The organism is Urbifossiella limnaea (assembly GCF_007747215.1).
Classification (GTDB): Bacteria; Planctomycetota; Planctomycetia; order Gemmatales; family Gemmataceae; genus Urbifossiella; species Urbifossiella limnaea.
In genome coordinates, this window is sequence record NZ_CP036273.1 from 1,636,057 (window position 1) to 1,658,716 (window position 22,660).

General features: G+C 71.3%; 14 protein-coding genes and 1 pseudogene. 6 read left to right on the forward strand and 9 right to left on the reverse strand.

All coding sequences use genetic code 11. From position 1 onward, the window contains the following. Positions 1–42: 42 nt before the first annotated feature. Complete coding sequence (locus ETAA1_RS06590; RefSeq protein WP_145235401.1) at positions 43–2,871, forward strand: heme-binding protein; 2,829 nt, start codon at positions 43–45, stop codon at positions 2,869–2,871. A gap of 26 nt (positions 2,872–2,897) precedes the next feature. On the opposite strand, the gene ETAA1_RS06595 is transcribed toward ETAA1_RS06590, so the two are convergent. Next, a complete protein-coding gene (locus tag ETAA1_RS06595; RefSeq protein WP_202920700.1) occupies positions 2,898–4,205 on the reverse strand; it encodes a vanadium-dependent haloperoxidase in 1,308 nt (435 codons plus the stop codon). Positions 4,206–4,730: 525 nt separating this feature from the next. On the opposite strand from ETAA1_RS06595, the gene ETAA1_RS31575 reads away from it, so the two are divergent. The 3 genes from ETAA1_RS31575 to ETAA1_RS31580 are packed head-to-tail and all read left to right on the forward strand — an operon-like array spanning position 4,731 to position 5,891. After that, positions 4,731–5,390, forward strand: a complete 660-nt coding sequence (locus ETAA1_RS31575; RefSeq protein WP_202920701.1) for a sigma factor — start codon at positions 4,731–4,733, stop codon at positions 5,388–5,390. Further along, positions 5,390–5,677 carry a hypothetical protein gene (locus tag ETAA1_RS33375; protein ID WP_145235405.1) on the forward strand — a complete coding sequence of 96 codons (288 nt, stop codon included), beginning with the start codon at positions 5,390–5,392 and terminating at the stop codon, positions 5,675–5,677. The genes ETAA1_RS31575 and ETAA1_RS33375 overlap by 1 nt, the downstream gene beginning before the upstream one ends. A 40-nt stretch (positions 5,678–5,717) precedes the next feature. Beyond that, positions 5,718–5,891 (forward strand): hypothetical protein, encoded by a 174-nt coding sequence (locus ETAA1_RS31580; RefSeq protein ID WP_202920702.1) that lies wholly within the window; start codon positions 5,718–5,720, stop codon positions 5,889–5,891. 325 nt (positions 5,892–6,216) lie between these two features. Here the strand turns inward: ETAA1_RS31580 and ETAA1_RS06610 are convergent, their stop codons facing one another. The 6 genes from ETAA1_RS06610 to ETAA1_RS06635 form a co-directional block, all read right to left on the reverse strand. Then, a complete protein-coding gene (locus tag ETAA1_RS06610) occupies positions 6,217–7,854 on the reverse strand; it encodes an arylsulfatase B (protein ID WP_145235407.1) in 1,638 nt (545 codons plus the stop codon). 105 nt (positions 7,855–7,959) lie between these two features. Next, on the reverse strand, positions 7,960–10,362 hold the full coding sequence (locus tag ETAA1_RS06615) for an arylsulfatase (protein WP_145235409.1): 2,403 nt from the start codon (positions 10,360–10,362) through the stop codon (positions 7,960–7,962). A gap of 297 nt (positions 10,363–10,659) precedes the next feature. Continuing rightward, complete coding sequence (locus ETAA1_RS06620; protein WP_145235411.1) at positions 10,660–12,054, reverse strand: TAXI family TRAP transporter solute-binding subunit; 1,395 nt, start codon at positions 12,052–12,054, stop codon at positions 10,660–10,662. Positions 12,055–12,171: 117 nt separating this feature from the next. Next, positions 12,172–12,918, reverse strand: a complete 747-nt coding sequence (gene aqpZ, locus ETAA1_RS06625) for an aquaporin Z (RefSeq protein WP_145244591.1) — start codon at positions 12,916–12,918, stop codon at positions 12,172–12,174. 190 nt (positions 12,919–13,108) lie between these two features. After that, complete coding sequence (locus tag ETAA1_RS06630) at positions 13,109–14,779, reverse strand: tetratricopeptide repeat protein (protein WP_145235412.1); 1,671 nt, start codon at positions 14,777–14,779, stop codon at positions 13,109–13,111. A gap of 443 nt (positions 14,780–15,222) precedes the next feature. After that, complete coding sequence (locus ETAA1_RS06635; protein WP_202920704.1) at positions 15,223–16,185, reverse strand: YybH family protein; 963 nt, start codon at positions 16,183–16,185, stop codon at positions 15,223–15,225. A gap of 405 nt (positions 16,186–16,590) precedes the next feature. Here ETAA1_RS06635 and ETAA1_RS06640 point away from each other — a divergent pair, with 405 nt between their 5' ends. Beyond that, positions 16,591–17,664, forward strand: a complete 1,074-nt coding sequence (locus ETAA1_RS06640; protein ID WP_145235416.1) for a helix-turn-helix domain-containing protein — start codon at positions 16,591–16,593, stop codon at positions 17,662–17,664. Positions 17,665–18,881: 1,217 nt separating this feature from the next. Here ETAA1_RS06640 and ETAA1_RS06645 read toward each other — a convergent pair. Beyond that, positions 18,882–20,261 carry an IS1380 family transposase gene (locus ETAA1_RS06645; protein ID WP_202920705.1) on the reverse strand — a complete coding sequence of 460 codons (1,380 nt, stop codon included), beginning with the start codon at positions 20,259–20,261 and terminating at the stop codon, positions 18,882–18,884. A gap of 255 nt (positions 20,262–20,516) precedes the next feature. On the opposite strand from ETAA1_RS06645, the pseudogene ETAA1_RS06650 reads away from it, so the two are divergent. Beyond that, a pseudogene (locus ETAA1_RS06650) lies at positions 20,517–20,843 on the forward strand (IS3 family transposase); the annotation flags it as partial. Between the two features lie 86 nt (positions 20,844–20,929). Here ETAA1_RS06650 and ETAA1_RS06655 read toward each other — a convergent pair. After that, complete coding sequence (locus ETAA1_RS06655) at positions 20,930–22,414, reverse strand: BBP7 family outer membrane beta-barrel protein (RefSeq protein WP_145235422.1); 1,485 nt, start codon at positions 22,412–22,414, stop codon at positions 20,930–20,932. Between the last annotated feature and the right edge of the window lie 246 nt (positions 22,415–22,660).

Genomic DNA, 22,660 nt, shown 5'->3' on the forward strand with positions numbered 1-22,660 from the left:
GTCGTCCGACGTCCGGCGGTCGCATCTTCCCCAAGGATCAGGATGACCCACCACCCCCAACGTCACGCCGCGCTCCGGGTCGAGGTGCTCGAACGCCGCGACCAGCCGGCCGTCGTCGCGCCGAACGCGATCCCCTTCGGAGCGATGTCCGGCGCGGTGCCCGACGTGTCGCTCATCGACCCGGCGACGACCGCGGTTGTCGGCCGGGTGCGGGCCTACGAAGACACGTTCGCCGGCGGGGTGCGGGCGGCGGTCGGGGACCTGAACGGCGACGGTGCCCCCGAGGTCGTCACCGGCCCCGGGCCGGGCGGCGGGCCGCGGGTCGTGGTCGTGGACGGCGCGACCGGGCTGCCGGTGGCGTCGTTCCTGGCCTACGAGCCCTCGTTCGCCGGCGGCGTGGACGTGGCCGTCGGCGACCTCGACGGCGACGGCCGACCGGAAATCATCACCGGCGCCGGCAACGGCGGCGGGCCGCTGGTCAAGGTGTTCGACGTGCTCGTGGACCCAGTCACTCAGCAGGTGACCGGCGCGGCGCAACGGGACGCCTTCTTCGCCTACGAAGAGGCGTTCCGCGGTGGCGTGTTCGTGGCCGCCGGCGACCTGGACGGCGACGGTCGCGCCGAGATGGTGCTGGGCACCGGCGTCGGCGGCGGGCCGCGGGTACGAGCCGTCCGCGGCACCCCGGATCACGCCGAGGTGCTGAACATCTTCGCCTACGAGGACACGTCGCGGCACGGCGTCCGGGTCGCCGCCGGCGACCTGGACGGGGACGGCCGGACCGAGGTCGTCACCGGCACCGGGTCGGGTTCTGGCCCGCGGGTGAGGCTGCTCTCCGGGCTCGACGGGTCCGAGCTGGCGAGCTTCTTCGCGTTCGACCCGGCCACTCGCACCGGCGTGACTGTGGGCGTGACGGCGGGGCAGGTCGTAGCCTGGCCGACGGTCGCCACCGACACGCCGGTCCGCCGCTTCGACCTCGGCGGCGCTCGGCTCGGCGAGGCCGTCGTCCCGTTCGACCCCATCCGCACGCCGCTCGTGGACGCGGCCCAGCAGACGCTCGCGGGCAACGAGGTGGACGCGCTCCTGGCGCGTGCCGCGGCGGCGTCGGCCAGCTCCGACGCCATCATCGCCGTCGTGGACCGGAACGGCCGCATCCTCGGCGTGCGCGTCGAGGGCCGGGTCGCCGCGGAGGTCACCACGACGCCCGAGGGGCTCGTGTTCGCGGTGGACGGCGCCGTGTCGAAGGCCCGCACGGGCGCGTTTTTCGGGAACAACCAGGCGCCGCTCACGTCGCGCACGGTCCAGTTCATCAGCCAGAGCACGATAACCGAGCGGGAGGTGAACTCGAATCCGAGCGTCACCGACCCGAATTCGACCGTCCGCGGGCCGGGGTTCGTGGCACCCGTGGGGATCGCCGGGCACTTCCCGCCGGGGATCGCGTTCACCCCGCAGGTGGACCTGTTCGGGATCGAGCACACCAACCGCGATGGCACCTACCACGTCGGCCCCGACCGCATCAAGGGAACGGCCGACGACGTGCGGCTGGCGGAGCGGTTCAACGCCGACCCGGCGTTCGTCCCGGCCGGGCAGTCCCTCGCCCCGCCGGACTCGTACGGGTTCGAGACGCGGCTCGCGCGCGGCGCCCAGAACCGCGGCGTCGCCACGCTCCCGGGCGGCGTCCCGGTCTTCAAGAACGGCCAGGTGGTCGGCGGGGTCGGCGTGTTCTTCCCCGGCCGCACCGGGTTCGCCACCGAGGAGAACTCGGCCCTCTCGACGACGTACAACCCGGCGCTGCCGGACCGGTCGCTGGAGGCCGAGTGGGTCGCGGTCGCGGCGGTCGGCGGCTACGCGACGCAGACGCCGGTCGGGCCGCTCGGCGGGGTGCCGCTGCCCTTCGGATTCGGGCTGCCGTTCGGCCGCATTGACCTCGTCGGCATCACCCTCGACATCGTCGGGCCGGGCGGCCCGTTCGGCGGGCTCGACGCCGTCCTCGCGGTCGGTAACGCCGTCGGGCGTGGCAGCCCGGCCGACGGCACGAACCGCCCGGTGGCCGCCGGTCCCGACGGCCTCCCCAACACGGCCGACGACGTGCTCCTCCGCGCCGGCGCGCCCGTACCGGAAGGCTGGCTGGTGCGGCCGCACGACGGCGTCGGCGTGACGCGGGCCGAGGTAGAAGCGGCGATCGCCAACGGGCTCGCCGAGGCGACCCTGACCCGGGCCGCGATCCGCCTGCCGCTCGGCAGCCGCACCCGCATGGTGTTCGCCGTCACCGACCTGACCGGCGAGGTGGTTGGCCTGTACCGGATGCCGGACGCCACAGTCTTCTCGATTGACGTGGCGGTGGCGAAGGCCCGAAACGTGACGTACTACGCCGACCCGGCGAAGCTCCAGCCGGCTGACCAGGTGCCCGGCCTGCCGGCGGGGGTGGCGTTTACCAACCGCACGTTCCGTTACCTGTCGCTGCCGCACTTCCCGGAGGGGATCGACGGCGCCCCGCCCGGCCCGTTCTCGCAGCTGCTCGACGGCGGGGCCGACCCGCTGTTCGCCCGCACGGTCGGCGCCCCGCTGCCGGCGTCCGCCTACCGGAGCGTGCTGGGGTACGACGCCTTCAACCCCGGCACAAACTTCCGCGACCCGACGAACGTCCTGAACCAGAACGGGGTCGTGTTCTTCCCCGGCAGCGCCCCGCTGTACCGCGGGAGCCTGATCGGCGGGCTCGGGGTCAGCGGCGACGGCGTGGACCAGGACGACGTGGTGACGGCCGGCGGGGCGGTCGGGTTCGACGTGCCGCCGACGGTGCTGCGGGCCGACCAGGTGTTCGTCGCCGGGGTGCGGCTGCCGTACCAGAAGTTCAACCGCAACCCGCAGGGCTGAGTGGCCGCCCGGCGACCCGACCCCGGCTACCGACCCCCGCGCACCTCCTCGACCACGGGCGGCGGCAGGCCAGCCCCGCCCGGCCCCCGCGCCGGCAGCCCGAACCGCCTGGCCACCTCAACCCCGACCTCGCGGCCGCACCGGAGCCCGGCGGTGTTGTCGAACTGCCAGTGGATGCCGCCGTAGACGCGGCTCATCCCGGCCTCCTCGGCCGCCGCCGAGAGCCGGCGGAACGTCCGGGTCACCCGCGGCAGCCCGTCCGAGGTCGTGGCAAACGCCACCTCGTCGGTCCCGAAGAACGCGGCGAGGGCGGCGGCCGCCGCCCCGCTGAACGAACTGTGCCCGGACGTGTACGCCGGGAACGGTGGGGTCGGCAGGAGCGGCGACCAGGCCGGGTCGGTCTCGCGGACGGCGGTCACCGGCCGCCACACGTCGAACCGGTACTTGCAGTCCCAGCACACCACTGCCGCGTCCGCCATCGCCGCGTTCAGCACGGCGAACAGGCGGGCGGCGTCCGCGAGCGTCAGCCGCCGGTCGGCCGCGACCGCCTGCGCGATCCGGTTCCAGTGGCCGGGCGGGGTGACGGTCCCGTCCCCGTCGGCCCAGAAGTGTGCGACCTCCGTTTGGTCCCGCGTGCGGGTCGGGCTGTCGGCCCGGCCGAGGGCGGCGACCTCGGCGTACGCCCGCTCGTACTCCGGGGTCCCGACCGCGGGCGGCGGCGGCGGGCGGAAGGCGGCCGGGTCGGCGACGGCGAAGCCCGCCACCCGGCCCCACCCCGGCAGCAGCGGCGGGCGATACCCATCCGGCGTCGGCCGCCACAGCCCCAGGCCCTGTCGGGGCCGGTAATCACTCCGCCGGGCGACCACCCCGTCCGCCGCCCGCCACCGGAGAACGGCCTCGGCCGTGGCCTGCCCGAGGGCGACCCCGCGGGTCCTGGCCGGCCCCTCGGGGACGGGGTCGAGGGTGGCGTCGAGGGCGGCGTCGAACTCGGCAACCCGGGCGGGGTACAACTCGGCGAGCACCCGGTGGGCGGCGACGCCCGCGGCGGCGGCCGGGTCCGCGTCCACCCGGGCGACGTACCGCACGCGGAAGGGTGCCACGGTCGCGACGGTGGCGGCGACCGCGTCGTGGACGGCGAGGTGGACGACCGCGAGGTTCCGGGCGGCGACCGGCGGGGGCGTACGCTCGGCCCGGACGGCCCGGAGGGTGGCCTCGTTCCACCGGCCGACGGGGTCCGTCGGGCAGCTGTCGGCTTGTCCAGGGTCTGTGCCCGCCGACCGACCGGGCCCTACCCCGGCGACGACGGCGAGCAGGCCGAGTGCGAGCCACCTCATCGACCACCCCCACCCGGACCGACCGTGCCGAACGGACCGATTATGTCTTGTACCCCGACTGGGGGACTGGCGCCGGCACTCCTGACGGAGATCGCTCGACGGCTCAGGCCGGTCGGTCAAGCTGTAGCGGTCGTGCGGGATGCGCGGGAGCGGGTGTCGGCGCCGCGGGCGACCAGGGTGGTAGCCAGCACGACGGTGACGCGGTGGCGCCGGTGCTCCGTGGGCCGGAAGTTCGTCGAGTTCGTCGTGTTCGTGACACGACGGCGCCGCACAGCTGTCAACGGGCTCCGACGGTGCAGTGCGCGGGGTGCGAAACACCCGAATTCGACGAACGGCCTGGCGGGGAGCGGTCTGGCCTCGGAGTTCGATGCCCCGCTCCGGCGTGAGGTGAGTCGGCCCGGTAACCCGCCTCGTCGGCCTGAATCCGCCGCCTCCGGCTGTCAGCATCTCTGGGGACGAGCAGCATCCGGCCCCGCCGGCCGCCATGTCGCCGACCGGCTCGTGATCAAAGGTAGGAGACACAGCATGTGCGTCACGCTGACGGCGGCCCGACCGGGGCCGGCGGCCGGGGAGGCGTTCGCCGCCGCATTGCCGCGGGTTCAGGCGGTCGCCCGGTTTGCCACCCGCCGGGTGCCGTGCCCGGACGCCCGCGAGGAACTGGCGGCCGAGGCCGTGGCCCTGGCGTGGCGGTGCTACGTCGCCCTCCTCCGGCGGGGGAAGGAGCCGGGGACGTTCGTCACCACCATCGCCCGACGCGCGGCCCAGGCGGCGCTGGGCGGCCGCCGGGTGTGCGGGGCCGAGAAGCTCCGCGACGCCCTGTCCCCGCTCGCCAGCCTCCGCGGCCGGGTCCGGGTCGAGCGGCTCGGCGACCGCGACCGGGATCGGCGCCGGCGTCCTGGGGAGGCGGTGGCGGCCGAGTTGGTCGCGGCCGACCCGCGGGTGAAGGTCCCCGACCAGGCCGCCTTCCGGGTCGACTTCCCGCGGTTCCGCGGTGGCCTGCCGGAGGCGAAGCGGGCCGCCCTGGACCTGCTGGCGGCCGGGTGGGGGACGGGGGCGGCCGCGGCCCGGCTGGGTGTCACCCCGGCCCGGGTCAGCCAGCTCCGCCGCGAGCTGGCCGAACGGTGGGCCGCGTTCCACGACGGCCCCGGCGTGACCGGGGCCGGCAACACGAGGGGAGAAAGGTGATGTTAGCGACGATCCTGGGGCCGTTGGTCGACCGGGTGAAGGTGTTGCTGGCCGCCCGGGCGGTGCAGGAGCTGGAGGCCGACTTCCTGGCCGGCGCGGCCGGCCGGGCCGGCGGCCTGGACAAGCTCGCGGCGGCGTTGCAGGCGGACGGGTTGGACGGCCCCGCCGCCGAGGTCCAGCGGCGGTCCCGCGGGCTGAAGGCTGCGGGGATCGACGGGCAGGGCGCGGTGGTCCCGCCGCCCCCGCCGGCGCTGCCGGGCGCGGGGCGGAAGCCGCGGCCGCGGTAGGCGGCGATATTCGACAATCGGAACCGGAGGGAGGTGGGCGATGAGCGCGCGTCAGAAGCTGAACCAGTTGCACGCGACCGGGGCGGCGGTCGTGGCCGGGATGCTGGGGCTGGCGTTCCAGTCGTGGTGGGCGTTCGTGGCGTTCCTGCTCGGGCTGCTCGGCCTGGGCGTGTGGGGCGGGAGCATCCGCCTCACACGCCGGTTCGCCCGGTAGAAATGAACCCCGGCCGGTCCGACCGGCTGGGGTTACCTTTTAGCCGACGGCTACGCCCGGTTGCCGGACGACGCCGGCTCGCCGAACACGGCGGCGCGCTTGTCGCGGAGCTCGGTCGCCGTCATCCGTTCCAGGGCCGCCAACTCCTACGCAAGGGTCGGCGGCTTCTCGGTCGTCGCGGTCATGCGGGCCTACTCTCGGGCGTCTCGGGGTCGTTAACCGGCTCGCACAGTAACGCTCGCGAGCCGCGCGTCATCAAGTCGATTCGCCTACCTTTCCCTGTGAATTCGTGACGCGGACCGGGGGCGTGACGGCGGCCGGGTGACTACTTTGGGAGCGCGGGTGCCTCCGTCGGCAGCCCGCGGTCGATGTTGTACCCCGGGTCCAGCACCGTCTCGCCCTGGAAGCCGAGGAAGTCTACCTGCGACCGCAGCCACTCGCTCGGCTTCTGCTGCCGCGCGTACGCCACGAGTCGCGCTTCGAGGTCGGCCACCACCGCCGGGTTCTGGTCCGCGACGTTCTGCTTCTCGCCGGGGTCGATCGAGAGGTCGTACAGTTCGGTCCGGCCGGGGAGAACGGCGACCTTGACGAGCTTCCACTTCCCCTTGCGGATCGCCCCGCGGAAGGCCTCCACATTGATGAGGATGTCGTCGTGGGGGGACGGCCGCCCCTCGGCGATGGTCGCCGTCGCGTCCCGCCCGTCGAACGGGTGGGCCGGGCTCCCGCGGCCGCCGGCTTGGGCCAGGAGGGTGGGCATCAGGTCCACGTGGTGGAGCGGTTCGTTGACCACCGCCGGCTTCAACCGCGCCGGCCAGTTGTAGAACGCGGGGAGCCGCACCCCGCCCTCGTACAGGCTCCCTTTGCCCCCGCGGAACGGGCCGTTCGAGCAGGGCGGTAGGTTCCCGAGTGCCACCCCGCCGCTCGCCTCGCGCTCGGCGGGGGACCGGGCTCCGGTGGCGAACAGCGCGCTGGTCGCCCCGCCGTTGTCGGTGGTGAAGAAGATCAGCGTGTTCTCGCGCATCCCCCGCCGCTCCAGTTCGGCGACCACCCGCCCGACCTGGGCGTCGAGGCCGGTAATCATGGCGGCGTAGGTCCGGTGCTGCTCGTCCGGGAACACGTCGCGGTAGGCGTCGATGTCCTCCTTAGGCGCCTGGTACGGGGCGTGGGCCGCGAGTGACGCGAAGTAGAGGAACATCGGCTTCGACGTGTCGTGCCGGCGGATCAGATCGACCGCCTCGTTGCCGATCAGGTTCGTGTAGTACCCCTCCTCCCGCAGGAACGTGCCGTTCCGCTGCCAGTCCACCACCCCGCCGCGGTCGCGGGTGAAGTAGTCCACCTCGCCCATCACGTTCCCGTAGAAGTGGTCGAACCCGCGGCTCTGGGGCCAGAACTTCCGGTCGGCGTGGCCGAGGTGCCACTTCCCGACCATGTACGTCTTGTACCCGGCCTCGCGGAGGGCGAGCGGGAGCGTCCGCTCGTCGGTCGGGAGGCCGTACCGGTGGCTCGGGAAGATGACGAGCGTTTGCAGGCCGTGCCGCATCGGGTAGCGGCCGGTCAGTAGTGCCGCCCGCGCCGGGGTGCAGACCGGTAGCCCGTAGTAGGACTCGAGGCGCACGCCGCCCTTGGCGAGGGCGTCGATGTGCGGCGTGCGGATGCGGCTGCCCCGGTACCCGAGGTCGGCGTTCCCGAGGTCGTCGGCCAAGATGACCACGATGTTCGGCTGCTTCCCGTCCTTCTGAGCGACAGCCGCCACCTGCTGGTTGTGGAGAGCGACCGAGTTAGCGGCTGAGCCGGGACGGACCGCCGGCGCGCGAGGCGGCACCGCGACGGGTTGTTCGGTGAGCGCGGCGGCAGCGGCGGCTCGGGCGAACCGCAGGCTGACGCGGTCGGTCCCGACCGCCCACCCGAGCGTGGCCACGAGGGCGACGAGCGCCCCCGCGACGAGGTTGGGGCGCTTCAGCATGTTGGTCCCCGGGTGGCAGTGATGTAGTGTGATCCCGCTCCGCTTGCCGTCGCAAGAGCGGGAAGGCGATCGGCGAACAATGACCCCGGCGCTCGGACTCCCGGCTCACCGCAGCGTCACGGTCATGCGGTCGATCTTGCCGCCGAACCGGAACGGGGCGCGGTCGTAGTAGCCCCGCGACACGGGCGAGCCGAGATCGACACCCACGTCGAACGTCTCGCTGGCCGTGAACGCCGCCGGCACCGTTCGCTTCACCGTCGCCTTCGCCACCTCCCGGCCGTCCACCGAGAGCACGACCTCGGCCGGGCCGCCGGGCCGGGGGATGGTCTCGGTCACCTCGATCGTGTGCTTGCCGGCGGCGATGCGGTCCCGACTGCGGGCGGTCGTCTGCTCGATGACGAGCATGTTGTAGTCGTACACCAGCTGGCCCCGGTCCAGGTACACGGCCACGCCGCCGGACGCCCCGCCGAGCGCGTACAGCACGCCCGACGCCTCGTTCCCGACCTCGACGTCCACGGTCACCCGGTTGCTCTGGCGGCCGAGGCCGGGGGCGGTGAACTCGGGCATGCGGGTGGTGGCGGTGTCGAACCGCCACGACCGGTACGGGCTGGCGATCCGGTCCTGCGGGCGGAACCGGGTCCAAAGCCCGCCGCCGATCGGGAGCGCCTTGTTCGCGCGGGCCTCGGCCAGGAACCGGTCCTTCATCTGGGCCAGCCGCGCGGGCTCCTTCGCCGCGAGGTCGTCGGCCTGGGAGAAGTCCCGCGACAGGTCGTACAGCTCCCAGGTGTCCTTGGCCGCGTCCCACTCGTTGAGCCGCGCGGCCGAGCCGGCGGTGTCCCACGGGATGAGCGGGCCGAACGTGCCGGCGAACCAGCCGTCGTGGTACACCCCCCGGCTGGCGTTGTTCTCGAAGTACTGCGTCCGCTTCCGGCCCGGGGCGCGGGCGTCGGCGAACGTGTACGCCAGGCTCACCCCGTCGATCGGGTCCTGCGGGAAGCCGGAAACCACGGCCGGGGGGCGGACTCCGATCAGGTCGTACAGCGTGGGCGCGATGTCGTTGACGTGGTGGAACTGCGCCCGCGGGGTGCGGTCAGGCTTGATCCCACGCGGCCAGGAGACCACCATCGGGTTGCGGGTGCCGCCGAAGTGGGCGGCGACCAGCTTGGTGGACCGGAACGGCGTACTGCCGGCCCACGCCCAGCCGGCGTGGTACATGCTGTCGAGCCGCGGGCCGCCGAGGGCGGGGAGCCCGCCGAGTTCCTCCAGCGCGGCGAGCTGTTGGGCGATCGTGTTGCTGACGTTGTTCTGCGCGAGGAGCTCGCTGACCGTGCCGCGCTGCCCCTCGGCGCTGGCCCCGTTGTCTCCCCAGACGTACAGGACGACCGTGTTCTCCCGGAGGCCGAGCTGGTCGAGCCCGTCCACGAGCCGGCCGACCTGGGCGTCGGTGTGCTCGACGAACCCGGCGAACACCTCCATCAGCCGCCGCTGGAACGGCCGCTCGGCCTCGGGGATGCTGGCCCACCCGGGCATGGTCGCGTCGCGGGCGGTGAGTTTGGTGTCGGCCGGGACCCAGCCCATCGCCTTCTGCCGGGCGAACACCCGGTCGCGGTACGCGTCCCACCCGTCGTCGAACTTCCCCTTGTACTTGTCGGCCCACTCCTTGAAGACGTGGTGCGGGCCGTGCGCCGCCCCGGGCGCGAAGTACAGGAAGAACGGCTTGTCCGGGGCGTACGCCTGGTGCCGCCGCATCCAGCCCACCGCCCGGTCGGTCATGTCCTCGGTCAGGTGGTAGCGGGCGCCGTGCGGCTCGACGGGGGTGGTGTTCTCGTACAGCCGCGGCTCCCACTGCGACGTCTCGCCGGCGAGGAAGCCGTAGAAGTAGTCGAACCCGTGGCCGGTGGGCCAGCGGTCGAACGGCCCCATCGCGGTCGTCTGGTTCGCCGGGGTGTTGTGCCACTTCCCGAACGCCGCCGACTGGTACCCGTAGTGGTGCAGCACCTCGGGAATGGTCGCGGACGTCCGCGGGATGACCCCGGTGTACCCGTCGAAGTCGGAGGCCCGCTCGGCGATCGTGCCGTTCCCGACGCGGTGGTGGTTGCGGCCGGTCAGGAGCGCGGCCCGCGTCGGCGAGCAGATCGACGTGGTGTGGAACGTGTTGAACGCGATGCCGGAGTTCCAGAGGCGCGTCAGGTTCGGGGTGTGGCACTCGCCGCCGAACGTGTCGGCCTGACCGAACCCGACATCGTCGATCAGCACGACGACCACGTTCGGGGCGCCGGGCTTCAGCCGCTCCGGGTCCTTCCGCCACGTCATCTTCGAGTCCCGAATCGACTCGCCGGCCACGCTGGCCGACGGCGTGGTCGGGAACGGGAGGACGGAGCCGTCGGCCTTCGGCGGGGCGGCCTTCTCCTGTCCCAGCGCGGGTCGGGTGGCGAGGCCGGTCAGCCCGTACCCGAGCGCGCACCCCACGGCGGCGGCGGTCACGGCAACCAGAGTGCGGAGGTTCATGGCGGCTCCGGCTGTCGGGCGATCGAGATACACACTCAGGGTAATGGCCGGCGCACCGGTCGAGTGCGCGAAATGAACGACTATCTCGAAGTGGCAAAGCCGCCCTGGCAGCCCCAGTCCCAACGCTTCGCGATGACCGGACCGTCGGCCCCCGGCCAAACACCTTCCCCGCCACCCGACCGGCGCCTCACCCGCTTCGAGGAGTATGCGAGGACGGTACGTCCACGACGGTCTGGTCCCAGCAGTCCGAGTAACAGGCCGCCTGCGAGCATCGCACTCCTGGACCGTCGGAACGGTTCAACCCGTCAGCCCGGGGGAAGGACTCCCCTCCGGCAGCGTTCGTGCCAGCGACTCGCGCGTGTCGTTGATGAGGGCGATGATGCCCGCCACGAGGCCCTCGCCCTTCAGCCCACCCTCGGCGAAGTCCGCGAGGACTCGACATTTCAGGTCGGAGAGTCGGGTCTCCAGGTGCGGCCGAAGGGCGGCCGGTTCCGTGGGGGCGACCGGGTCCAGTTCGAGGCCGCGGGCGATCAACTCGATGCGACCGATTTCGCGGTAATAGGCTTCGAAGCGGTTGAGCTTTCGCAGCCGCGTGAAAGTGTAGAGCGCGAGCAAACCTGAACCGAACGCACCGATCCCCCCGGCAATCTTCTCGAACTTCGCGGTGACATCGGGGGTCAGCAAGGGATCGTTGCGGTGCAGGTAGCGCTCCGTCCCGGGGTGGAGCGGGAACGGGTGAACCTGTTCGCTCAGCGGTTGCGGGCGGATCGCGGTCGTCAACGGACTGTCGTGAATGGTCTGTAGGAGTAGAGAAACCGCCTCGGGGTCGGCGTCGTCCTGGGCGACCAGAAGCAGCGGCACGTCGATTGTCGGGCAGTCCTTCGCGGGGACAGGCGGTTCGATGCCGTAGGTGTAGGCGGGGATGACGCCCGGCGTCAGCAGGGTGCGATCAATGCGAACGCCCTCGGCGTTCGGCGGGTTCAGGCGGTCGAGGAGGAACGCGTCGGCGAACGGCAGCGGGAGCAACTGGTAGCCGTGCCCCCGGACCAGTCGCTTGGCGAGCGGCGAAGGGGGAGGCGCGAGAAACACCGCGGCGTCGGGGAGCCGTGCGAGAGCCTGGCTCCGTTCCGGTTCCTTGAGTGACTCGATCCGATTCAACTCGCGGGCGGCTTCTTCGGGCGGGGTCGAATCGATGATGTACCCGCCGGTCCCGGTCTCGGCGGCGGGCCTGAGGCCGACGAACGCCAGAACCTCACGGGCCACATGGTGAGAGGCGGTCGTGGACGGGCCGAGGAAGATGCGCTTGCCCCGCAAGGCGGCAAACCCCTTGTCGGCGAGGTCGGGCCGGACCAGCACGTGGAGTGGTTCCTTCGCCAGTGCGGTCACCATCCGCACGTTCGGGTACTCGCGGGCCGTGACGCCGCCGGCGACGAGGGCGAACTTGAACTCGTTCGGGGTGTCCACCTCCGCCAGTGCCTCCAGGGCACCGTACCGCTTTGCGGTCAGGACGACATCGAGTTGGTGACGACTGCCCTCCGCCCGGACTTGTTCCGCCAGAAAGACGCGCCTCGGGCCGGTGTCTGAGGTCAGTTGAATCTGGTACGTGCGCGGCGGCGGCGGGCGGAGGAGGGAAATCGTGATCCACACGCACGCAACCAGCGCGATCAGCAGGATCGCGACGACAACGTACACGACCAGCCTCCGCCCTCGCGGGCGAAGAACTGGCTTCGGGTTCGAGGCCGGCTTGGTAGTCACTGCGACCTCCTCGGGTCCGGCCTCCGTGCCGATCGTCGGGCTGGCGAGAAGTCGTCAAACCGCCGGAGGTGATTCCTTCGAGAGGAGCCGGTAGGCACCGGCACCCAGTGCCGCCCCGGCGATCGGAGCGACCCAGAACAGCCAGAGTTGCGTCAGCGGTGTGTCGCCGACAAGCAGAGCCGGGCCGGTGCTCCGGGCCGGGTTGACCGACAGGTTGGTGACCGGAATCCCGATCAGGTGGATGAGCGCCAGCCCCAACCCGATCGCGATTGGGGCGAAGCCGGCCGGGGCCTTCTTGTCGGTCGCGCCGAGGATGATGAGCAGGAAGAACCCGGTCAGCACCACCTCCGCCACCGCACACGAGACCAGCGAATAGCCGCCGGGAGAGAAGGCCCCGTATCCGTTGGTGGCGAACGCCCCGGCCGCGGTGGTGTCGATGGCGAACCCCGGTTTCCCCGCCGCGATCACGTAGAGCACCCCCGCCCCGGCGGCCCCGCCGGCCACCTGCGCGAGAACGTAGTAGGCCAGTTCCGCGGCCTTGAACCGCCCCGCGACGGTCAGGCCCACACTTACCGCGGGGTTCAGGTGACAGCCGGAGATGTGCCCGATGGCGTACGCCATCGTCAGCACCGTCAGGCCGAACGCGAGCGACACTCCGACCAGCCCGATCCCGATGTTGATCGGAGTGTTCGCCTCGGGCGTGATGAACTTCGCGGCCAGCACCGCGCTGCCGCATCCGCCGAAGACCAGCCAGAAGGTGCCGAAGAGTTCGGCCAGCGATCTCGTACCGATGCCGTACATGATGCGATCCTGGAACGGGTTGAGGGACGACTGAAACGACAGCCCGCCCACGTCGTCGAATCCGTCTGGTGACGACCGACCGTGTGCGACGGGGCGCGGCGAAGCTGCCGCGCCGGTCCGAGGACGCGAAGTCGGAACGGCGGGGGAACCCGTACCCGAGGATCGCTCACCGCGATACCAGCTCACGTTGTCACTTCGCGAACGTCAGGCCGGGGTCGGCGTCCCCGCCGCCGATCAGCCTGAAGAGGAACCTGTTGTCGGCCAGCGCCGTCACGCGACCCATGAGCGCGCCCCCAGACTTCCGCTCCAGGATCAGGACGCTGTCCTCCAGCGTGAACGTCCCGTCGAACGAATCCCTCTTCCCGGCCTTGTCCTGCACGGTCCACGTGAACGCCCCGTCGGCCTTCAGCGCCAGCCCGATCTTCCCGCCGTCGGGCCGGGCGGCCGACCAGTCGCCGGCCAGGTCGAGTTGGATGTCGGCGGGCGGCTGCGGCCGCGGCTCCTTCGGCTCGACGTTCACGGCTGGCACGCCGGCCGCCTGCGCCAGTTGCGACACGACCGGGTCGGTCGGGAGAAGCGTGCGCGCCCGGGCGAGTGCGTCGCGGGCCGGCTCGTCCTGCCCGACGGTCGTGTAGTGGTACGCGAGGAGAAACCACAGGGCCGGGTCGTTGGGCTTGGTTGTCGCCGCCTTCTCCAGTGCGCCGAGTTGGTTCGAGTAGGTGTCGGTGTCGGGGTAGAGCGAACTCATGGTCGTCCAGTCCCAGCCCGGCCCGCTGGCGAGGAGGGCGTGGATCGCCGCCGACGCCTGCTGGTAGTCGCCGAGGGCGAACAGGCAGAGCGCCCGGAACTGGTGCATGGCCGGGTCGTTCGGGAAGTCCTTCAGGGCTTGCTCGGTCTTGTCCAGCGCCGTCCGGTGGTTCCCCTTCTTGAACTCGGCCAGCGCCACGTCGAACGCCTGCGCCGCGGTCTCGGGCATCGGCGGCGGCTCCGCCCCACTATCGGGCAGCGCCTGGACGACGTTGATCACCGGCTGCGAGTAGTTAAGCGCCGGCACGACGATCACGGTCGGCGCCGGGGCGACGTAGAACGGGTTGACGTACGGAGAGTACCCGAACGAGTACGCGAGGCTGTTCAACCCCCAGGCGGTCACCCCGAAGCCGACGGCCGGTGCCCCGATGCCCCACGAGTTGCGGAACGAGTTCCCGTTCCACGCCCCGTGGTACCACGGGTGGTACGACCGCTGCCAGTACGAGTAGTTGTTGTGCCACGCCCCGTGGTAGTCGTGGATCGCGGTACCGACCCGCGACCCGCCGGCGACCACGTTCGTGTTGCCGCCGTAGTAGTTGTTGCTCTGGTTGATCTGGTTCACCACCGTCCTGTTGGAGGTGAGCTCGTTGTTGACGACCGTGTTGTGCTTTCCGTCCACGCTGATGCCGGGGCGGTTGGTGATGACGGGGCGGTCACCGCCGGGAAGGTCCGGTCTGCCGCCCGGACCCGGGCGGTTCGGCCACGAGACGCCCGGTCGGTCGGGGCGCTGGGGAAGGTTCGGGAGCTTGGGGTCGGGTGTGCCGCCCGGGCGCGCGGGCAGGGTGTCTGGCCGGCTCGGCCAGCTGGCGTTCGGCCGGTCGGGGCCACCGGGGAGGTTCGGCCGCTCGCCGATGGACGGCAAGTTCGGCTTGGCCTCCGGCCGGTTGGGGAGGTTGATGCCCGGCCGGTTGTTGGGGAGGTCCGGTGCGGCCGGCAAGACGCTGGGCCGGTTGTTCGAGTTACTCCCCGGTCGGTTGACTGCGGTCAGGCCCGGATTCGGTGGTAGCTTGCTCGCGCCGCCGAGCCCGCCCGGCAGGGCGGTCGGCCGGTTCACTTGCGGCCCGGCTCCGCCCCCGCCTGGCCTGATCGACGGAGTCACGGGCCTGGGCGTGGTGGGCAGGGAGGGGAGGTTGACCGCGCCCCCGCCCCCCGCGCCCGGAAGGTTCGGCCTCTGGCCGATTGCGGGCCGCGAGGGCTGAAGGGCCTGTTTGGGTTGTGGTTTCGCCTGGGGCCGACTGGGTGTCGGCGTGCTCGGCCGCGGGGCCGGCCGCGCCGCGCCGGGTTGGGGCGTCGGTCGGGCGGGCGGTTGAGGGGCGGGGCGTTTGGCGGGCGGTCGGGCGGGGGCCGCCTGTCTGGCCGCGCCGGCGGCCTTGCCGCCCTTCGGCTGGCCCGAGGCCGGCTCGGGGCCACCCAACCCCACCAGGAAACACGCTCCGACCAGGAGCGGGACGGCGAACACACGTCGCATGCTCGGTCCTCCTCGGTAAGGGGGTTGGGTTACTTCTTCGGGCTCGGGGCTTTGCGGACCATGATCGCGGTCGAGTCCGCCTCGACCGTGCCGCCCACCACCTTGTCCCTCACCCGCAGTTCGATGCGGTCCCTGCCGAGCAGCTTGAAGATGTACGTGGCCCCCGACTCGTCCCCGTCGGAGGTGACGCCGGTAGACCGCACCAGCCAGTCGTTACCGGTCTTCGCCCAGGTGCTCTCGCTCCGCCCGCCGGCCGTGTCGAACGACCAGGCCTTGATGTTCCCGGTGAGCGGGTCCACGCCGATCCACTGCATCCCCTTGAGGAGTTCTTCGCCCTCCTGCTTGACGGCGTACTCGCGGATCAGGTGCGTCTTGTCGGGCGAGAACCGGACCACGTTGGTGACCAGCGAATCCCCGCCCTCGTCTACCCACTCGCCGACGAACCACGCGAGTTCCTGCAACCGCTCCCCGGCCGTGATCACCTCGGGCTCCTCGGGGTACTCGCGGACGCTGGCGATCTTCCAGGCACCGCCGTCCTTCGCGTAGACGAGCGTGAACTTCCGGACGGACTGCGTCTTCTTGTCCGGGACGGTGATGACCGACTCGCCGTCCTCGACGACGACGCCCGGGGCTACGGTGCGGGCACCGTCCGGCGTGATCTGGAGCTTCGCGCCCTTGTTCGCCGCGAAGTACTTGCCCAGCATCTCGGCGATCGCCGCCCGCCGCTCGACGCGGTTGCTCTGGTCGTCGATGTACTCGGCGTTCTCGGTCAAGGTCGCGGAGAGTTGCTTCGCGTCGCCGGCGTTGAACGCGGCAACGAACTCCTCGAGCGCCTTGTGCACGGCGGCCTCGTCCGGGGAGGCCTTCGCGTCGTCGCCCTTGGCTGGCTGCGCCTCGGCCGCGGGGCGGGGCGTGAGCCCGAACCCGAGTCCGCCTACCAGACCGAGAGTCACGAGACCGGCCGCCAGACCGGCGAGGAGGATGCGTCGCACAGTCGAGTCTCCAGTTGGTGAGTCGGGTTCAAGCTCGATGCCGCGTTCGCGCGGGAAAGCCCGACTTCAGCGGGCGTCGGATCGGACTTCGGGGCGCCGGGCTTGTGCCGGTCCGGCTCCTACCGCCGGGTCATCTTCGAGTCCCGCACCGACTCCCCGGCCACGCTCGCCGACGGGGTGGCGGGGAAGGGGAGAGCCGAGCCCTCCGACTGTGTTGGTACGGCGTTGTTCTGACCACGTGCGGGTCGGGTTGAACGGCCGCGATGCCCGTACCCGAGCGCACACCCGGCGACGGCGACGGTCACGGTGGAGAGCGCGCAGAGGTTCGTGGCGTCGGCTCCGGCTGTCGGGCGATCGGGACACACACGTCAGGGTAATGGCCGGCACACCGGTCGAGTCGGTAAAATGAACGACTATCTCGAAGTGGCAAAGCCGCCCGGAGGCTCCAGTTCCCGGGGGTGCGTGATGACTGGTGCGTTGCCCGGAAGCCGGACCCGACTCTCACCGCTCGGCCGGCGGCTCACCCGGTTCGAGCAGTTGTTGCAGGTGTTCGAGCACTGGGACGGGACGCTGGAGCAGCTTACCCTGGGGGCGTTCGACGGCACCCTCGCCGCGGCCGCCGGCGGTGGAGTGCGAGCCTTCCGCGCGGCCTCCAGTCAGGCGATCCGGGTCCGCGGGCGCGACGGTCCCGGGGTGGTGACGATCTCACTCGTCCTCCCCGAGTCGTCCGGCTCCCTCTGGCAGCACCGGCGGCTCGACCCCGGACACGTCGTCGTACGCGGCTCGGACGTGGGGGTGGATCACCACGCCACGCGGCGTTCGGTGCAACTTTACATGGTGGTCGGTGAGGAGGACTTTCGGGCGGCCGCGCGAGCGGTGACGGGAAGTGAACCGGGATCGGTGGGCTGGTATACGGCCCGCCCATCGCCGACCACGTTCGATGGCCTTGAGGCGCGTCTCTGCCGATACATCAGGTCCGGGTCAAACTCGACGCATGGCTCGGATGCGGCCGGAATTCGTGGGCAGGAGTGTTTGCTGGCCGCGGTCGAAGCCTTGTTCCCAACAACGACCCGGCGCGCAGACCTAACGCTGGCCGCGCGGGCGGCAGTGGCCCGGAGGGCGGAAGAGATGATGCGGGCGAACTTCGGCGTTCCCCTGGGGGAGGTCGCGATCGCCGCGGAACTGGGGGTCAGCACCCGGACCCTCCGCCTGACGTTTCGTGAGCGGTTCGGACTCGGGCCGATGGCGTACTACCAGTCGCTGCGACTGAACGCCGTCCGGACGGCTCTCGGCGACTCCCCTGGTGCCGGGGTGGGGGCGGTCGCTAGGCGGTTCGGGTTTTGCCAGCTCGGGCAGTTCGCGGGCCGCTACCGCCGGCTCTTTGGTGAACTCCCGTCGGTGACCCTCCAGTCAGGTGGGCCGAACACCCCTTCAATGGGGCGCATCAACCCCCGTGACCGGCCCAGCACATCGGAATAGTCCCTCCAGCACGATTCCAGGGTTGTGGGCGCCACGCCAAGAATCCTATCAGGCACGGACAATACCCCCGAATCGCCTTGACAACCGGGGACAAACAGGGAGTTGTGAAAGAGCCTGAAAAGTGCCCTATACGCTTTACTTCGACTACCAGGTTGGCGGCGACTTGCTCACCGTCTGCACGGGTCGGCGCGAATCGCCGTCGCGTTCGCACGGCGGCGCGGCCCGGCGTGGGAGCAGGGCGGTCGGTCGGCGGTCCGCGCGTATGCGGTAGCCGCCCGCGGCCGTGCCGCCGCGGCCACGCCCCGCAAGTGTTCGGCGAGGGACTGGAACAGGGCCGGGTCCGGACGGCCGGCCGCGTCCCGGGCGGAGTGGGCGTAAAAGGTCATGGGCAACCCTGTGACATTCGGCCGAGGCCGCGTCGTGCTCTCGGTCTTCGGCGGCGGGCAGGCGGGTGTCGGCACCGCCTCGGGCGGTCATCCGGCGAAGCCGGGTGGAGTACGGTCGACACGCCCACCGCACGCCAAACCATGCCGATGAAAACATGCCCGACACCGCGAAACAATGTCAGAAGCGAAAACCGATACGAGAATAGGACGAAATGGGCCGGGTGTCCTCGACCGCTTCGCCTGTCACTCCGAAAATCGCCAGAATGCACACAGCGGCCGTGCGCCGGCGACTGAGCGCACACGGCACGGGTGACACCGCCCAGGTGGGGAGGCACTCCGGAAATGGTTTTGGCGTGCCGTTCGGCGGCGCTCCCGGCGAAGCAACGGCCGGAAGATCGGTCGCGGTCGAGAGTGGGGTAGGGCCTGGGTGGGAGGGCCTGGGCGTGAGGGCGGGGGCGCGGCCCGTCGACACTTCACAACTTCCACAACCCCGTCGACGATCAACTGTCGTCAGCGTTGCCGCACACGCCGACCGGCTGACGCCGATATTCGGCGATCGACCGGTGCCCTGCCTCGCGCCGCTCTCCTCGACCCGGGACACGGCGGAGCGGAGCCAGGACGATCGGCCGCTCGGTGGCAACCCCCGCGCCTCACGGGTTCGGCCGCCAAGCCGTCGGGTGGCGAGTCGACTAGCGGGGATTATTCACCATCGGCCTCGTCGCGGTGTTCCAATCGTCGCACCTGGCCAACCTGCACCCGGAACGGCAGTTGGTAGCCCGTGACGGCGCACCGCCCCCTTACCCCCATCTGGCTTTTCGGGTTGTTCGGGCTTCATCCGGACCAGAAGTGAGGCAAGGCCGGACGCCGAGCGACGTGCTGAGCAACCCGCTCGAAGAACTGCTGATGGGGCCAACTGCCGCTGAGCCGCACCACGATGCGGCGACAACTGACCACAACCGAGGCCGCCACCTTGATGAGCAGCAAGCGCCACGTCGCCGGCTGACCCTCGCCCAGCGGGTCGCGGCGACGGCGGGCGTTCCGGTATCGCTTCCGGGCCGGCTCCGGTAACGCGACCACGGGCACGTCCCCGGCGGGTGCCGGCGGCGGGTCGGCGATCTCACGACGCAACCGCACCGAGAGGTTCAACGCCGCCGCGTGAAGGTAGAGCCGGAGGTAGTTGGCCATGAACCGGTGGTCGCTCAGCCGATCCATCGCCATCCCGCACTTGAACTCCTTATTGCGGTTCTCGCTCTCCCCGCGCATCGCGTACTCGTCGTACGTCGCTTCCGGGTACGCCTGCGCGCCGGGTCGGTTCGTGGTCACGAATCGCCGGTTCGTTCCCTGTGCATTCGCCTCCGCCTTCACCACCACCCAGCGTGGCGCGGTCCACGTTCCGGCTTGATACCAGAAGCCCGCGAACAGCCGCTGCGGTCCGTGCGTCACGTCCCAGAGCCGCACCGCTTCGGCCAGCAATGCGTCGCTCTCCCGCTGCAACACTGGGTTGGTCGAGAGCCCGTAGGTGTAGATCACGTCCAACCGCTCGCTCACCTCGTACATGGTCGGGTTGCCGAACCCGCCGTCGCCACGCACGCGAATCCGCACGTTCGGCCAGACCGCGCGAAGCCTCGTCACCAAGTATTCCAGATCGTTGTCGGCACCGAGTGAAGCCGCTGCTGTGCCGTGGCGCAAACTGAGCACCACGATCGCGTCGTTCTCGGCACAGGTGATGACCAGCGGCAGGTACTGATACTGCTCGTAGAAGGCGTGGAGCAGCGTCAGTTGCTGCGACCCGTGGGTCGGGTCGTCCACGGCGTCGAGGTCGAAGGTCAACGTGAAGGGCGGTTGCGCGAAGGAGCCGATGAGCTGGTCGATGAGCACGTCGCGGAGGCGGAACAGGGACGGGATGTCGATCATGTTCTCGAACCGGGACAGCGTCGGTTGGCTGGCGAGGTCCGCGTCGGTCGGCGAGCGGTCGGCGATCAGCTTGAAGACGGGGTCGGTGCGAAGGGTGTCGTGGTCGTCCTGGTCCGCGTAGCCGGCGAGGATGCCGAAGACGCGGGACCGGACCATCTCCGGGACGGTGTGGTCGATGCGGTCAGGATCGCGTGGGTCGTGCAGCGCGCCCGCGAACTGCGCGGTCAGGCCGATGTGGTCATCGAACTGACGCAGGGGCAGCAGGCCGGCGTCGGAGGTGAGCGGGGCGTCGGACACCACGACCCGAACCGGCAACGGCTCGTAGAAGTCGAAGTCGAGCAGCGAAGCCGATTGTGGAAGAGTGATCGATCTCCGGTATCGGGGCTCTGGACTCGTGATGCAACCGTTTCGACGAGCGCCGACTCCGCTTCGCTCACATCAGGTCGAGAGCGTGGCCCGCCGTCGGGCCGGTGGGTATGATCGGGGGCACGTCACGCCGCAGGGAACCGCCCGTGCCCACCGACGACCACAACCGCACCGCCGACTTCACCCCGCCGGCGTCCGGGTGCGGGGCTGTTGGCGCACTCGGACCGGGGCAGCCAGTACGCCAGCGACCACCACCAGCGGGTGCTGGCCGCAGAAGGGATCGTGTGCAGCATGAGCGGGGTCGGCCAGTGCTGGAATAACGCCCCGGTCGCGAGCCTCTTCGGCCGGCTGAAGTGCGAGTTGGGGGCCGAGGTGTTCGCCACTCGCGGCCAGGCGCGGGCGGTGATCTTCGAGTACCTGGAGGTGTTCTAGAACCGCGTCCGCCGTCACTCCTCCCTGGGGTTCGAGTCACCGGCCGAGTATGAACGGGCGTACAAAAAAGCTCACCGCTAACCTCATGTCCACTTTTTTGTGTTGAAGATCGCACGACTTTTCACGGATAACTGCATAATAAGCGATAGGACGATTTTGAGCCGGCGCTAAAACCGCAGTTCTACCCCCAGACTGACGCCCTGGAGCCAGAAGTCGGTGGTGCGGTCGGGGAAGGCGGGGACGGCCGGGCCGACGACGCTGGCACGCGGCGGCAGCAGCAGCGGGTTCACCGCTGGGTCGATCTGGTCGCCGGCGCGGGCCACGTTACTCAGGTACAGGAAGTTGTACCCGCCATACACCCGCGCCGATTCCGTCACCTGGAACCCGGCCCGCAGGCCCACCTCCGGGACTACCGCGAACGCGCTGCGCTGGTACCGGCCGATGTTCGACGGTTGCGTCAGCAGCCCGCCCGTCTGCGCCACTCCGCCGATGACCGTGCTGCCGTCGATGGTCGTGGTCTGCACCACGCCGCCGAGCGCCACCGACAGCTTCCCGCCGACGAAGAACGACCCGTACCGCCGCTCGCCGGACACGCCGATCACGCCGCCGTAGAAGTCGTTCGACGTGGCGAACCTGTCGTTCACCACGAACGTCGTCCCCGGCGTCACCCGGCTAGCGATCCCCAGCGCGGTCAGGTTCTCGGTCACGGTCACCTCGTCGCCGACGTGCAGGTAGCGGAAGCCGACCACCAGGTCCACCCGGCCGCACGGGTCGCAGCACAGGTTGCTCAGGCCGCTGATGCCGCCGCCGATCACCTGGCTCGTGGCGTCCGCGGTGGCCGACCCGGCCACCACGCCGGGGAACGACACCAGCTGCGCCGCCGGCACGCCGGCGGCGGCGTCGAAGAACGGCCGGGCGATCACGGCCGAGCCGTCGGACGAGGTCGCGACCCCTTCACGGCTGCGCGACAGGAAGAAGAAATCGCCCTCGAAGCCGAGGGTGCGGTCGTCGTTGTGCCACCACCCGCCGGTGAACCGGAAGCCGTCGCGGAAGTCGTTGTTGGCCCGGCCGCCGCCGAACTGCGTGAGCGTCGTCGGCTGGCCGAGGACGCCGGCCGCGGCCCGCGGCGTGCCGGGCGGCGCCACCGTGACGAGCGGCGGCAGCGACTGCCCGGAGCCGGCCCAGTACAGCCACTCGAACCGACCCCACACGTCGCCGGCCGGGCCGCACGGCTCCGGGCACGCGGTCGGGCACCCGGTAATCGGGTAGAACGTTGGCGCGGCCGGCGCAGCGGCGGCGGCGGGCGTCGGCTTCGCGGGTACGTCCACGTGTGCCGGCAGCCGGGCGGGCGGCTGCGCCGCCGGGGCGGGTGTCGGGGCGGGCGCCACGCGGGTCGGCTGCGCCGCCGGCACCGGCGGGATGTTCGGCAGCGTCTTCGGCGGGTCGGCGCGGACCACCGCCGACGCCGGGGTCACAGCGCCGGCGGGGGCCGCGCGCTCGACGTGGAGGACCGGCGGCGCGTACGGGGCGGCCGCGGCCGGGGAACTGGCGCGGACCCACTGGACCGGTTGGGGGGCCGGTTGCGGCTGGGCGAGCGACACCGCCGGCAGCCCCGCACACAGGGCGGCCGCGGCGGCCGAACGGAGAGACATACCAGGCCTCCTGGAGCGGGCGACCCCCGCGGGATGCGCATCCAGCGCCCCCCTCTTATCGCCCCCCGTCGGAGCCGCCGTGACCGCCCAACCCGCCGGCGCCGCCGGCCGCCCCCCGATCCGCCGGCGCGACCGCTACAGGGCGTCCGGCCGCCACCTTCGCACGGACCTCATTGGTTCCACGCGCGGGGGGCACCCCTTCCTGAACGCATTGAGTGGGTTGGACGAACGAACGTGAGATCGACG

Coding starts and splice junctions, on each gene's coding strand:
- ETAA1_RS06590 (WP_145235401.1), top strand. CDS start 43: ATGACCCACCACCCCCAACGTCACGCCGCGCTCCGGGTCGAGGTGCTC.
- ETAA1_RS06595 (WP_202920700.1), bottom strand. CDS start 4,205: ATGAGGTGGCTCGCACTCGGCCTGCTCGCCGTCGTCGCCGGGGTAGGG.
- ETAA1_RS31575 (WP_202920701.1), top strand. CDS start 4,731: ATGTGCGTCACGCTGACGGCGGCCCGACCGGGGCCGGCGGCCGGGGAG.
- ETAA1_RS33375 (WP_145235405.1), top strand. CDS start 5,390: ATGTTAGCGACGATCCTGGGGCCGTTGGTCGACCGGGTGAAGGTGTTG.
- ETAA1_RS31580 (WP_202920702.1), top strand. CDS start 5,718: ATGAGCGCGCGTCAGAAGCTGAACCAGTTGCACGCGACCGGGGCGGCG.
- ETAA1_RS06610 (WP_145235407.1), bottom strand. CDS start 7,854: ATGCTGAAGCGCCCCAACCTCGTCGCGGGGGCGCTCGTCGCCCTCGTG.
- ETAA1_RS06615 (WP_145235409.1), bottom strand. CDS start 10,362: ATGAACCTCCGCACTCTGGTTGCCGTGACCGCCGCCGCCGTGGGGTGC.
- aqpZ (WP_145244591.1), bottom strand. CDS start 12,918: ATGTACGGCATCGGTACGAGATCGCTGGCCGAACTCTTCGGCACCTTC.
- ETAA1_RS06640 (WP_145235416.1), top strand. CDS start 16,591: ATGAACGACTATCTCGAAGTGGCAAAGCCGCCCGGAGGCTCCAGTTCC.
- ETAA1_RS06655 (WP_145235422.1), bottom strand. CDS start 22,414: ATGTCTCTCCGTTCGGCCGCCGCGGCCGCCCTGTGTGCGGGGCTGCCG.